Below are 13704 nucleotides of genomic sequence, written 5' to 3' on the forward strand. Positions count from 1 at the left end.
GTCTCGCGCTCCCCGGTCCGTGTCTTCCGGGCACGAGATCGACGAGCCGGAGATCATCGACGATGTGACGGTAGCCAAGGGCCAGGCCGGTGCCTTCGTCGATGCACGACGGTTGCGCAGCGAGGATTACGTTGCCGAAACGCTGCACCAGACCACCGGCTCCCTAGGAGTCGTATCACGCCCGAAAGTGGTGAATTTCACCGAACGCGCCAAAGAACGCAAGCGTGCGAACGTACGTGTCGTTGCGTTACGCGTGTTGATTGCTGTCGTCAGCGTGGCTGTAGTGACGGGGCTAACGTGGCTGCTGCTCTTCTCGTCGGTGTTTCGTCTGGAAACCAGTGAGATCGGCGTATCCGGTGCCAACGAATGGGTGAGCGCGCAGACCATCCATGCCATCGCCGATAAGCAGGCTGGAAAGTCGTTGTTCCTGGTCTCCACCCATGAGGTCACAGAGCAACTCAAGTCCATTCCCGGCGTCAGCGAGGCCAAGGTCTCCAAACAGTTCCCCAAGTCGATGAGCGTGGAAGTCAAGGCGCAACGGCCTGCGGCCATGCTGAAAAGAGGCGATACCCTGACCGCGGTGGATTCCCAGGCGCGTGTGTTGAACTCGGTGAAGAACGCCAACGTGGATGGCATTCCGGTGATCGAGGTCAAGGATATAGACGCCAGTCTCAAGAACCGTTCGGTGAAGGAGGCGCTGACGATTCTGGGCGCATTGCCGGAATCGATGCGTAAGTCCATTACCAAGGTCACCGCTGAGACGCAGGATTCGGTGACCACCACGCTTAACGACGGTGACCGCGTAATCATTTGGGGAGACTCCTCGCAACTGAAGCTGAAGCTGGCGGAAGTCGAGGAAATCGACAAGAACATCACCGCTGGCACGGCTGGCTTTGCCGGCAAACATCAGATTGATGTTTCCGCATCCCAGAAGCCCATCATCAAGTGACGGCGATTCAGTTGGTTCCGTTGGTTCCGTTGGTTCCGGGGCGATGTTCGCTCCGTTGGTCCTGCTGACAACGTTGGTCCCGTCAATGCCGGGGCGATGTTCGCTGCCGGCGATTTGCGCGAGTAGCGCCATAGGGTGTATGCTGAAAAGTCCGGCCGAAAAGCCGGAAGTTTGATAACTCAAGATTGGGGGCGATCGGTTTCGACGGTGACCTGTTCGCTGCAGGGAAGCGTGCCGAGAACGCCGGGTCCGCTCGTGGATGACCCCGGCAAAAGAATAAGTGCTAAATCTAACCGCACTGAGTTCGCTCTCGCTGCCTGATTTTAGTCAGGATTAACCAGTGAGCAGCCGCTCCGTTCACTCCTCCTCGTCTTTGGGAGGATGCTGAGCGTCGTTTAGAAGACTTGCTGATGCAGTTGAGCCTCAGGGCTGCATCGGGACTTTAACTGCGGATATGCTCGCCATCAGTTGTCTGCGACATCGATGGGGGCAGAAAAATCGCCAACTTGGCCAGCAGACTACGCACGTAGAAGACTGTGGGCTCGGTCATCGGACCGGGGTTCAATTCCCCGCGCCTCCACTAACTGCCTGCTGGTGTTGATACAATTTCGCGCCAGCAGGTTTTGTTTTTGAGTTTTGCTCCAAAATTTGCTCGTTTGCTCCAAAATAGGGGTTACGTGAAATTGTTGTGTTGAGCTGGGTAAATAGAAAGCCAGCAACCGAAATGATCGGTGCTGGCTTTTGGATGTTGAGCTTTGCTGCTATTGCTCTGGTGGGCTGGTTCCGTCTTTCCAGATCACGGTCGCTTTGCCATTTGGTGTTATCTCGATGCGTTGGCACAGGGCGTGGAAGGTGGCGGGTGATATGATATGAACTGATTTTTGTTCCGTATTTCCTCTGACTCGATGGGGGATGATGGAACCATGGCAAAGGGCGCTCGATATACGCCGGAGTTCCAGGCGAAGGCGGTCAGGCTGCTGGCGGAATCGCGTTCCTTGTATTCGTCGGAGACGAACGCGATCTCCGCGGTGGCGAAGGATCCGGGGATAGCGCCGGAATCGCTGCGGCGTTGGCGCGACCAGTCGGACGCGACGGTCGCGGAGGAGACGAGGCAGTCGGCCGAGGACGCGATGGCGGAGCTGAGGAGGCTGCGGGCCGAGAACGCGGAATTGCGTCGGGCGAACGAGATTTTGACGACGGCGTCGGCTTTTTTCGCGGCCGGGCTCGACCCGACACGGCGTTGATGGCCGCGTACATCGACGAGCATGAAAGCCGTTTCAAGGTCGGGCCGATCCGCAGGGTCCTTTCCGAATCGTTGGACTGCGGGTTTCTCACGCCGCGCGGCTACCGCATGTTCGAAACACGTCCCGTCAGCCGCATGCGGGCGGGGCATGAGGCGCTGGCCCGCGACATCCTCCAGATCCACTCGGATTTCTTCGTGGCCGTGTACGGTTACGGGAAGATGCACGCGCAGCTGGTCGCCCAGGGCCGGGATCGGGCCGGGGTCGGCCGCGACCAGGTGATGAACATCATGCGCGAGCTTGGCATCCGGGGCGTGCGCCATGGCCATGAACACGCAGGAGCTGCCGTTGCAGGCGTTGGAGCAGGCGATCTCATGGGCCGCGTCCCGTGGCGGAACGGATGGTCTTATCCACCACAGCGACCATGGCACGCAGTGCATCGGCACGGTGTACACCACCAGGGTTATGGAATATGGGATGCTGCCGTCGACCGGCACCGTCGGCGACTCGTACGACAACGCCATGGCCGAAAGCGCCGACGGCGCGTACAAGACCGAGCTGGTATGGCGGCGCAAACCCTTCGCGGATCTGAAGGACCTGGAATTGGCGACGTTCCGGTGGGTCTCGTGGCGGGGACTCGAAGCGCCTGCACCGGTCCCTGGGCTACAGGACACCGGAAGCGGTGGAAACCGAGTATTATCAACATCAAGCGGCACAAGCCGCCTCACTATAAGGGAGGAACAAAAATCAGGCCACTTCAGTTGACGAAGCAACTCGAAGTGATTCACTTCGGTTCCGGGGTGGGTGGGATGCGAGATGTCCGTATCCCACCCACCGCTACAGCACTCGAGAAAGGTCACACGTGACTGACTATGCAGTTGACGTACGCGACGTAAGCGTCGTCATTAAGGGGAAGACGATTCTTTCCCACCTCGACCTCCAGGTGGAAGAAGGTTCGTTCCACGGGATCATCGGTCCAAACGGGGCGGGCAAGACGACGCTCTTTAACGCGATCCAAGGGTTTCGAAAGCCGACGGAAGGAACGATCCGAGTCCTCGGCCAGTCGCCCTATCCGCGCAATCTAGCCCTGCTGTCCCAGATCGGGATCCAGCCCCAGCAGTCGGCGTTCTTCCCGAAGACGACACTCCGCGAGCACCTTCGCGCGGTCTGTGCGATCCAGGGCGCAGAGCACTCCACGATCGACACGCTCATCGAGGCCCTCAACCTCGCGAAGGCGGCTGACACCAAAGTGGAGAATCTCTCCGGGGGCGAGCGCCAGCGACTCGCCGTCGCCACCGCGATTGTGCACCGGCCGAAAGTCCTCTTCCTCGACGAGCCGACGGCAGGTCTCGATCCCGAAGCCAGGTACTCGTTGGTCTCCCTGCTCCAGTCGACCAATCTTCTGGAGATGACCACCCTTTATACGACGCACTACCTCGACGAAGCTGAGCGGCTATGTGACACGGTGTCGATCGTCGAACAGGGCAAGATTCTCACGACGTCGAGCCCGAGCCGCCTCGTCGCCGAGGCCGATCTCGGCTCGACGGTCATTCTCCCCAATGCTCTCCACCAGGCGGATGCGGTGGCGACGCTTCTTGGCCCGGACGCGGTGCGGGTCACCAAAGACGGGCTCGAGGTTCGGTCTCACGACACGGCCGCTCTGTTCGCGCGCCTCGCTGAAGGCGGGATCGATACACGGCACGCCCAAGTCCACGATGGGCGCCTCGAGGACGTCTATCTCCAGCTCACCGGAAGGGATTACGTAGCATGACCAGATACCGCGCATTAACCAATGTCCTTCTTCGCTACGACCTACGCGACTGGGCAACCCTTATCTTTACGTTCCTCTTCCCGGCGGGCCTACTCGTTGCGCTCGTGTTGACGATGGGTGACAGTATCGAAGGAATGGACCTCACCGGGCCGATCAGCGCGAACGTCATGGCCTTCGGCGCGGCCTTCGTGGGAATCTTCGCGGGCGCCACCCACCTTGCGCTGTGGCGCGAAAACGGAATGTTCGTCGTCCTACGGAGCTTCCCCATCTCCTCAAACACGGTCATTGCCGCACAGGCGACGGCGGGCATGATTTTCCTGATAACGCAGGCCCTTGCCCTCTTCGGCATCGCGATGGCACTCGGCATGACTCCGGAGGCGACCGCGCCGATTGCACTCCTGCCCTTGATCCTGGGCTTCCTGCTTTTCTTCATGCTTGGGGTACTCGTCGGAATCATTCTGCCGTCGATGGCCGGCGTCTCCATGGCAGCGGTCGCCATCATCATCCCCTTGGGAATGATCGGTGGAGCCATGATGCCGATTGAGACGCTTCCGAGCTGGGCGCAGACGGCTGCACCGTACACTCCGATCTACCACATGCGCGAGGCCGTGACGATGCCGCTCATTGGCGAGGGGACGTGGGGTGACGTTGGAATTGGGCTCGGCTATCTGGTCGCTGTGACCGCGATACTCACGTTGATGGCGCAGCGAGCGATGAAGTGGAAGTAGAGCTGTGCCTCCCGGATTCAATTTGTAAGCGCAACGCTTGTGTTCGGGCTGGCTGCCTTCGATTGTAGCCTGGCGATCTCCTCGTCCCATACCTCGTTGGGCGTTTTGTAGCCGAGGAGCTTCATGGGGGTGTCGTTGATCTCCCCGACGATCGCGTCGAGGTCCTCCTGGGCCAAGTCCCCGAACCCGGTTCCCTTGGGCAGGTAGCGGCGGATCCTGCCGTTCCTGTTCTCGTTGCTGCCACGCTGCCAGGAACCGTACGGGTCGGCGAAGTACGTGAGCATGCCCAGCGCCTCGTCCACCAGCATGTGCAGGCTCGCCTCCGTGCCGTTGTCCCACGTGCGGTCGACGCGCGCGGCCGGCGGGATGTCCTTGAAGATCTCGTATTCGGCCCTGGCCGTGGCGGACGCGCTCTTGTCGTCGACGAGCCGGGCGAACAACCTGCGGCTCCTGCGCTCCACCTGCGTGTTCATGCAGCGCCTCGACGGCGCGGCGCCGACCACCGTGTCCGACTCGAAATGGTCGAACCCCTTCCTGGATCCGACCGCCTCGGGCCGGTCCGCGACTGGATATGAGTAAAGCCCCTGAGATGTATGTCCCAGAGGCTTTCACACTAATCCTGATACGGAGTATGCCACGGGGTGGATTCACCCTACTCCCGCTTGTGTTTTGTTTTTTCAGGCGGCTTGGATGGTGAGGCGTCCGCCGAGGGCGTGGATTACCTTGGCGATGGTCTGGAAGCTGGGGTTGCCGTCCTTGCTGAGGCTCTTGTAGAGGCTTTCGCGCCCCACGCCCGCGTCCTTGGCGATCTGGGTCATGCCCCGGGCCTTGGCGACGTTGCCGAGCGCGGCCTGCATGAGTGCGGGGTCGTCATATTCGGCTATGGCGTTGAGGTAGGCGATGATGTCCTGTTCGTTTTCGAGGTATTCGCTGGTGTCGTAGTCGGTGAATTCGGTGCTCATTGTCGTTGTTCCTTGTAGTCGTTGAGGATGTCGTGGGCTTGTCTGATGTCGGTCTGCTGGGTGCTTTTGTCGCCGCCTGCGAGCAGCAGCATGAGCACGTTGCCCTGCATGGCGAAGTAGACGCGGTATCCGGCCCCGGTGTGGAACCGCATCTCGCTGACCGGGCCTCCCACGGGTTTGATGTCGCCGAATGGCCTGCCTGCGAGCTTGCAGGCATCGAGCCGGGCTTGGATGGCGGCCTTCGCTTTGTGGTCCCTGAGTTTCTTGAACCACTTGCGGTATTCGGCGGATTGCTTGATTTCCTTACCTCTATTGTATCCTACAGACTACATCATGTCAAGCCGAACGGCCGCTGGAGCCCATAGCCAACGCAAGAATCTCCCGTATGTTGAACTCCCAGTAGCCGTCATCGACGGGTCTCGAGCCGGGGAGTTTGCCCCGGTTGAGCCAGTTGCTGATCCGCCTGCGGCTGACCTCGTACCCGTAGTTTCCCTTGAGCCATTGGCTCATGCCTGCCGGGGTTTTGGTCAGGTGGATTGATTCGGCCTCGGCTTGGCTTTGCTCGCGCAGCTCGGCCACGTTGACGGGGTCGCCGCATTTGCACAGGCGCAGCGCCTCGCCCTTCGCGGCCATCACTTCGCGTCCGCATTCGGGGCAGACGCCGATTATCCTGCGGGTGCGCGGCCTGCGGTCAACCTTGGCAGAGCGTCCATGGTGCCTCGACCTGCTGGCTGCCGCAGTATTGGCATGGTTCGGTGGTGATGACTGCACACGTTGTACTGTAGGGAACCATGAAAGTCGTATTGCAACGAGTATCCGAAGCGTCCGTGAACGTGGTCAATGAGTTGGGCACGCTGGATCCCACGTTCGAGCCGCAGCAGATTGGCCCGGGATTCATGATTCTGGTAGGCGTCACCGATGAGGACGGCGACAAGCAGATCGCCTGGTTGGCTCATAAGATTCTGAATCTCAGGGTGTTCGAGGATGCGCAGGGCAAGATGAACCGTTCGATTCAGGACATCGGCGGCGAGATTCTCTCCATCTCGCAGTTCACGCTGTTCGCCGACGTGCACAAGGGCAATCGCCCGAGCTTCATCAAGGCCGGCAAGCCCGAACATGCCGATCTCATGTGGATCAAGTTCAACGAGGCGTTGCGCTCCGGGGGAGTGCCGGTGAAGGAAGGTCGTTTCGGCGCGCATATGCGGGTCGGGCTGGTCAATGACGGGCCGGTGACCATCGTCATCGACACCGAGCGTGACATGCCTGACGGAACACGCTGAATTGCGATAATAATTTGACATCATATCCCGTTCCCTCCAACATGTTACTAAAGCGCTTTAGTCTCCTGCGGGCGAGGGCGCATGTCGATATGTTTCCCATGAACGGGCAGCACAATGATGTGGCCTCACAAGCGGCAGAGATAAGGGGAGTGAACAGCAGATGTTCCTGAAACCTGAACAGCAACTGGAGCGGTGCAAGCGCATCGTGCGCCAGCGCGTGGACCCTCATATCCACCCATCGATCGCACAGCTTGCGGTGGAGTCCTTTGACATTCCCGGAGAGCCGATGCCCACTGACGAGTTCTTCGAGAAGCTCAATCGAGGTGACATCGATTTCAAGCCGTTTACGCTCGGCAGCGAATGGGGCACCACATGGGGCACGGTCTGGTTCCGCCTGACCGGTACTGTGCCGGCCGGCTACCCGAAAGGCAAGCCGCTGGAGCTCATCCTCGACCTTGGCTGGTACCCGCACTCCTGCGGCGGCCATATCGAGGGCCTCGTCTACCGTGCCGACGGCACCGCCATCAAAGCCGTACACCCGCTCAACTATTGGGTGCCGTTCATGGATGCCGAGGGCAACGCGCAAGTGCCGGTCGCCGAAGACGGCAGCTTCACCCTGTATCTCGAAGCCGCCAGCAACCCGCTGCTGCTCGGCGTGCCTCCGTTCATTGAGACCGAACTGGGCGACCATGCCACCGGCAAGCCGGACGAGCCGTACGTATTCAAGTCCGCCGATCTGACCGAATTCGATGCCCGTTTCGAGAACTACTCCGTGGATCTCGACGTGGTGAGCTCCCTGATGGAATTCGCCGACAAGCAGTCGCCGCGCTACTGGCAACTCGCCAAAGCATTGCAGCGTTCGCTGAACGCCTACGACGAGCGTAACTCCGAATCCGTGGAAGCCGCGCGCGCAGCACTCGCCGGCGTACTGGCCAAGCCGGCCAACGCCTCGGCCATGAACGTCAGCGCCATCGGCCACGCACATATCGACTCCGCATGGCTGTGGCCGGTGCGCGAGACACGCCGCAAGGTGGCCCGCACCGTATCCAACGCATTGGCTCTGATGGACGCCGACCCCGACTTCAAATACGCGATGAGCTCCGCCCAGCAGTACGCTTGGCTGGAAGAGGATCATCCGGACATCTTCAAACGCATGAAGCAGCGCATTGAAGAAGGCCGGTTCATCCCGGTCGGTGGCATGTGGGTGGAAGCCGATGGCATGCTGCCCGCCGGTGAATCACTGATTCGCCAGATTGCATATGGCCGCAAATACTTCAAGGAACATCTCGGTGTGGAGCCCAAGGGCGTATGGCTGCCGGACAGCTTCGGCTACACCGGCGCATGGCCGCAGATCGCCCGCCGTGCAGGGTACGAATGGTTCCTCACGCAGAAGATCTCGTGGAACGACACCACCAAGTTCCCTCACCACTCGTTCATGTGGGAAGGCATCGACGGCTCGCGCATCTTCACCCACTTCCCACCGGCGGATACCTATGCCGCCTGGTGCAAGGTCCAGGAACTCGATTACGCCGAGAAGAACTTCCAGGACAAAGACCTTGCCGACCGTTCGCTCCTGCTCTTCGGTTTCGGCGATGGCGGCGGCGGCCCCACGCGCAACATGATGGAGCATCTGCACCGCTACGAGAACCTCGAAGGCGTCTCCAAGGTGAGCGTCGAAACACCGGACGAGTTCTTCGCCAAGGCGCGTCGGCAGATCGAACGCAACGCCGGATCCGAAATGCCCGTCTGGAAGGGCGAGCTGTACCTCGAACTGCATCGCGGCACTTTGACCTCGCAACAGGACATGAAACGCGGCTGTCGCCAAGAGGAATCGCTGCTGCGCACGGTCGAATACCTGGGCGCGGCCGCCACGTTGGCCGACCCGAACTACGCCTATCCGCGCGAAGAGCTGGACCGTATCTGGAAGACCCTGATGCTCAACCAGTTCCATGACGTGCTGCCGGGGTCGTCCATCGCATGGGTGCACCGCGAAGCCCGCGAGGACTATCGCCGTGACCTGAAGCGTCTCGCTGAAATCGCCCAAGACATGTGCGCCGTGCTGCGCAAGGCCAACCCGCAGGCCGATCTGCTCGCCGAAGCCCGCATCAGCCAGTTCCGTAATGACGGCGCGTCTTGGCGTGCCAGCCGCATCAACGAACCGACCAACGCGCTTTCCGTACTGACCCAGACATTGGACAACGGCCGTGTACTGCTGGCCAACGGCGTACTGTCCGTCACCATCGAGGCCGACGGTACGATCTCGTCGCTGCTTGACGAGGAGCATGGCCGTGAACTGGTTCCGGCCGGCACCCGATTGGGCCAATACGAACTGTTGAGGGACGAACCCGCCGTTTGGGATGCCTGGGAGATCGAACGCGAATCCCTGCTCATGGCGAATGCCATGACCGGATCAATCGAATCGGTCGATACCGAAAACGGTGCGGTACGAGTCCGTGTGCGTACCGCCGACGATGACACCGTCATCACCACCACCATCACGCTGCGCCCCGGTTCACACACGCTCGATTTCCACGCCGACATTGACTGGCACGAACGTGAACGCTTCTTCAAAGTCGATCTGCCGCTGGGTATCGTGGCCGACCAAGCAACATACGACTGCCAGTATGGTCTGGTCCGCCGCCCAATCGTCAAAAACACCGCATCCGACGAAGCCAAGTATGAGAGCAGCACGAACCGCTTCGCCCTTATCGGCGACGCCGGTTACGCGGCGGCCGTCATCAACGGATCGGTGTACGGGTCCGATGCCACGCCGATCTCCGGGAACGCCGCCGAAGGTCGTGACTCGGGCACCATGTTCCGACTGTCGCTGCTCTCCGCGCCGACCTTCCCCGACCCGCGCACCGATATCGGCTCGCACGAGTTCGACTGGTCCGTGGTGGCCAACGCCACGGTGGGCCGTGCGCTTGACGCCGCTTGCGCACTCAACGCACCGACGCTTCATGACATGCCCGACTTGGCGCCGCTCGCCTCGATCGAGTCAGCAAACGGCACCGTGGTGTTGGACTGGATAAAGCTGGCCGACGATGGCTCCGGAGACCTGATTGTGCGCGCCTATGAGGCGGCCGGCGGCAGGGCCGATGCCACGCTGCACGTCTGCCCGGCGCTCGCAGGCGCTTCGGTGCATGAGACCAACGTGTTGGAAGGCGACGATTTGGCCGCCGACCTGCCGGTCGCGCTGCAAGACGGCACACAGAACGCCGAAGGCGCCACACTGCACTTCGGCCCGTTCCAGCTCGCCACCCTGCGCGTCACGCGCTGAATTCTCGCCTGACGCTTCTGCCTCCTTGTACCATGAGGGGACAGAAGTATGTCGTATTACGGTTTCTCCAATTACCATCACTCCCACCCCTACCACCAGACACAGCAAAGGAGTTGAACTCTCCATGTTTCTTCTGCCCAATCAGCAGTTGGAGCGCTGCGACCGCGTCATGCAGCAGCGTGTCAAACCGCATATCCACACCACACTCGCCGCATGCACCTTGCGTTCGTTCCACAATCCCGGCGAACCGGTGCCCTCCAGTGAATTTCTAGCCAAAGTGCGCAACGGCCAAGTGCCCTTCGAACCTTTCCGCGTTCCCGGCGTCTGGGGCACCACATGGGGCACCACATGGTTCGAGGTGAACGGCCATATCGACATGGCGGCGGTCAAAGGACGAAAAGTCGAACTCATGGTAGACCTCGGCTGGCTCGATCACCGCGGCCCCGGATTCCAATCCGAGGGACTTGTCTATCGTGCCGACGGCACCGCCATCAAATCCGCGAACCCACGCAACCACTGGATTCCACTCGTCTACGCGGACGGTAGCAGCACTGTCGAACTCGATGAGCATGGCGACTTCACCGTCTATATCGAAGCCGCCGCCAACCCATTCGTCGAAGGCCCCACCCCGTTCTCACCCACCGAACTCGGCGAAGAGGCCACCGGCACCTGTGACTTCCCATACACACTGAGTCGTATGGACGTCACCATCTTCAACGAAGACGTGTTCGCCTACTACATGGATCTGGAAACCGTCTCCTCGCTGATTCGTGAGCTCAAAGACGACGACCCACGCTACTGGCAGCTCGCCAAAGCACTGCAACGCTCCCTGAACATCTACGATGAACGCGACTTGGAAACCGTGTCGGCAGCCCGTGCGGCGCTCGCCGGCGTGCTTGCTGAACCGGCCGCCTCCAGCGCAATCAACCACATCGCCATCGGCCACGCGCATATCGACTCCGCATGGCTGTGGCCGGTGCGCGAAACCCGGCGCAAGGTGGCCCGTACCGTATCCAACGTGCTGGCTTTGATGGACGAAGACCCGGACTTCACGTATGCGATGAGTTCCGCCCAACAGTACGCATGGCTGGAAGAGGAGCATCCCGACCTGTTCGCACGAATGAAGCGGCGCATCGCCGAGGGCCGCTTCATCCCGGTCGGCGGCATGTGGGTCGAATCCGACAACATGATTCCCGCGGGCGAATCATTGGTGCGGCAGATCACGTTCGGCCGCCGATATTTCAAGGAGCATCTCGGCGTCACGCCGCGTGGCATCTGGCTACCGGACAGTTTCGGCTACACCGGCTCCTGGCCGCAGATCGCCCGCCGTGCAGGATTCGACTGGTTCCTCACGCAGAAGATCTCGTGGAATGACACCACCAAGTTCCCTCACCACTCGTTCATGTGGGAAGGCATCGATGGCTCGCGTATTCTCACGCACTTCCCGCCTTCGGATACCTACTGCTCGTGGATGAGCATGCATGAGCTGATGTATTCGCAGAGCAACTTCCTGGACAAGGACCTCTCCCGTAACGCGATTCTGCTGTACGGCTTCGGCGATGGCGGTGGCGGCCCCACCCGTGAGATGACCGCGCGCATCCGCCGCGACCATGATCTCGCCGGCGCGCCGAAAATCGAATTCGGTACTCCCGACCAACTGTTCGACCGTGTGCGTAAGGATATCGTCGACGATGCGCAAGGGGAGACCCCGGTGTTCAAGGGCGAACTGTACCTTGAACTGCACCGCGCTACCCTCACCGCCCAGCAGGACATGAAGCGCGGCTGCCGCCAGGAGGAGTCGATGCTGCGCGTCACCGAATACCTGTGCGCCGCGGCCCGCATCAAGAACCCGGACTATGTCTATCCGCGCGAAGAGCTGGACCGCATATGGAAAACGCTGCTCCTGAACCAGTTCCACGACATCCTGCCCGGTTCGGCCATCGCGTGGGTGCATCGTCAGGCGCGGGCGGAATACGAGCGGGACATCGCCCGACTGGACGGGATCATCCTTGACGCGGGGCGCGCCATCGCGGCCGTGAACCACGATGCCGCGATCATCGCCGATGCCATGATCGTCCCGTATTCCCGGCGTGCCGAGGATGCGTGGGTGGTGCGTCCGGCGTCGGCGCTGGCCGAAGACGGTGCCACGACCGGGGCCCGGGTCGCCGTCGGTCATGACGGCGATGCGCTCGTGCTCGACAACGGCCGCCTGCACGTGCGCATCGAGGCCGACGGCACCGTTTCGTCGCTCGTCGATCAACGCAACGGCCGCGAACTGGTGCCGGCCGGCACCCGATTGGGCCGTTACGAGATGCTCAAGGACGAACCGTCCCACTGGGATGCCTGGGATGTCCAACGCGATGCGTTCCGCACCGCTTCCCCACTCGCCGAAGCTTCGATCGAAAGTCTCGACAAGACCGGCTGCGGCGGGGTCGTCGTGCATGCCGTCGCACGCTCGGAGGGCGTCGATATTCGCACGTCCATCACCCTGAACCCGGGTTCGGCCACGATGGACTTCGCCGCCGACGTGGACTGGCACGCCGTCGAGAAGTTCCTCAAGGTGGATATGCCGATCAGCGTGCAGGCGATGAACGCGCAATACGAATGCCAGTACGGGCTGGTCGAACGTCCGATCGCCAAGAACACGCGCGGCGACGAGGCCAAATTCGAAAGCTGCACGCATCGTTTCGTGCGCATCGCCGACGCCGGCTATGCCGCGGCCGTGGTCAACGCCTCCACCTACGGCTCCGACGTCAGCCCCATCCACGCCGATGCGGCACATGGCACCGGCCGCGGCACCATGGTGCGGCTCTCGCTGCTGTCCGCACCGCTGTACCCCGACCCACGCACCGACCAAGGCGCACACTCCTTCGCGTGGTCTCTGGTCGCTGACGCCGATATGAATGCGGTGCTGGACGAAGCGGCGCGACTTAACAGCCCCGTAATAGGGGAGTTGCCTGATATGGCGCCGCTGGTCTCGCTCGCCGACGCCACCGGCGTCATCGTATTGGACTGGATCAAGCTCGCCGATGACGGTTCCAGCGATCTGATCGTGCGCCTGTACGAGGCCGCCGGCGGCAATGCCACGGCCACACTGCGCCTTGACGCCGCTCTCTCCGATGCCAAGGCCGGCGTGCGGGAGGTGAATCTCATGGAGGAGCCGGAGCTGGATGCCGAACTGCCGCGCGCGCTCGCCGGTGACGAACCAATGCCTGCCGACGGTGCGGTCGTTTCGTTGGCGCCATTCCAGCTCGCCACGCTGCGTATTCGCCGGTGACGGCATGTCGGGACCGCGGGGCCGATGGCGAGACGCGACGGTTTGTCTCACCATGCGGCCCCACGGGGCCAGATGTCACAGGAATCCGATAAACCGCTCAATACCGCCGAAAATCAGCCGCCATGCGTCGCGAGTGGAATGAAAGAAGTCCGATTCGGAAACGCGCGGTTAACAAACCGGGGCGATAGTCGGCGGAAAGGCCGTGTCCACAGCACA

General features: G+C 61.4%; 10 protein-coding genes, 1 other RNA gene and 2 pseudogenes. 8 read left to right on the forward strand and 5 right to left on the reverse strand.

The window, feature by feature from the left end; all coding sequences use genetic code 11:
- Positions 1–19 precede the first annotated feature (19 nt).
- Positions 20–949: a cell division protein FtsQ/DivIB gene (locus MMB48_RS04575; protein WP_014484721.1), complete on the forward strand. Its 930-nt coding sequence runs from the start codon at positions 20–22 to the stop codon at positions 947–949.
- Positions 950–1136: 187 nt separating this feature from the next.
- Positions 1137–1532: a transfer-messenger RNA gene (ssrA, locus tag MMB48_RS04580) on the forward strand.
- Here the strand turns inward: ssrA and MMB48_RS04585 are convergent.
- Positions 1511–1879, reverse strand: a complete 369-nt coding sequence (locus MMB48_RS04585) for a hypothetical protein (protein WP_155270629.1) — start codon at positions 1877–1879, stop codon at positions 1511–1513. The two genes, ssrA and MMB48_RS04585, sit on opposite strands and share 22 nt — an antisense overlap.
- Here MMB48_RS04585 and MMB48_RS04590 point away from each other — a divergent pair.
- The 3 genes and pseudogenes from MMB48_RS04590 (at position 1873) to MMB48_RS04600 (ending at position 4689) form a co-directional block, all read left to right on the forward strand.
- Positions 1873–2955 (forward strand): annotated as a pseudogene (locus MMB48_RS04590) (transposase). The gene MMB48_RS04585 and the pseudogene MMB48_RS04590 overlap by 7 nt on opposite strands.
- A gap of 97 nt (positions 2956–3052) precedes the next feature.
- The gene (locus MMB48_RS04595; RefSeq protein WP_032744304.1) at positions 3053–3961 is read left to right on the forward strand and encodes an ABC transporter ATP-binding protein; all 909 of its coding nucleotides are present in this window, start codon (positions 3053–3055) and stop codon (positions 3959–3961) included.
- Positions 3958–4689 carry an ABC transporter permease gene (locus tag MMB48_RS04600; RefSeq protein WP_032744305.1) on the forward strand — a complete coding sequence of 244 codons (732 nt, stop codon included), beginning with the start codon at positions 3958–3960 and terminating at the stop codon, positions 4687–4689. Before MMB48_RS04595 ends, MMB48_RS04600 begins: the two co-directional genes overlap by 4 nt.
- A 17-nt stretch (positions 4690–4706) precedes the next feature.
- On the opposite strand, the pseudogene MMB48_RS04605 reads toward MMB48_RS04600, so the two are convergent.
- From MMB48_RS04605 to MMB48_RS04620, 4 genes and pseudogenes are all read right to left on the reverse strand, one after another.
- A pseudogene (locus tag MMB48_RS04605) lies at positions 4707–5258 on the reverse strand (IS30 family transposase); the annotation flags it as partial.
- Positions 5259–5366: 108 nt separating this feature from the next.
- Positions 5367–5651 (reverse strand): addiction module antidote protein, encoded by a 285-nt coding sequence (locus MMB48_RS04610; protein ID WP_007057517.1) that lies wholly within the window; start codon positions 5649–5651, stop codon positions 5367–5369.
- On the reverse strand, positions 5648–5950 hold the full coding sequence (locus tag MMB48_RS04615; RefSeq protein ID WP_032745284.1) for a type II toxin-antitoxin system RelE/ParE family toxin: 303 nt from the start codon (positions 5948–5950) through the stop codon (positions 5648–5650). Before MMB48_RS04615 ends, MMB48_RS04610 begins: the two co-directional genes overlap by 4 nt.
- Before the next feature lie 37 nt (positions 5951–5987).
- Entirely contained in the window at positions 5988–6284 is a 297-nt protein-coding gene (locus MMB48_RS04620; RefSeq protein ID WP_032745282.1) for a hypothetical protein, read from the reverse strand.
- A gap of 158 nt (positions 6285–6442) precedes the next feature.
- Here MMB48_RS04620 and dtd point away from each other — a divergent pair, with 158 nt between their 5' ends.
- The 3 genes from dtd to MMB48_RS04635 all read left to right on the forward strand — a co-directional run bounded on the left by dtd (position 6443) and on the right by MMB48_RS04635 (position 13488).
- Positions 6443–6931, forward strand: coding sequence for a D-aminoacyl-tRNA deacylase (dtd, locus tag MMB48_RS04625; RefSeq protein WP_032745281.1), 489 nt, complete (start codon positions 6443–6445; stop codon positions 6929–6931).
- Positions 6932–7091: 160 nt separating this feature from the next.
- Positions 7092–10211, forward strand: a complete 3120-nt coding sequence (locus tag MMB48_RS04630) for an alpha-mannosidase (RefSeq protein ID WP_136527129.1) — start codon at positions 7092–7094, stop codon at positions 10209–10211.
- 124 nt (positions 10212–10335) lie between these two features.
- Positions 10336–13488, forward strand: a complete 3153-nt coding sequence (locus MMB48_RS04635; protein ID WP_032745277.1) for an alpha-mannosidase — start codon at positions 10336–10338, stop codon at positions 13486–13488.
- Positions 13489–13704 lie beyond the last annotated feature (216 nt).

Source organism: Bifidobacterium sp. FKU (genome assembly GCF_026016385.1).
Lineage (GTDB): Bacteria > Actinomycetota > Actinomycetes > Actinomycetales > Bifidobacteriaceae > Bifidobacterium > Bifidobacterium infantis.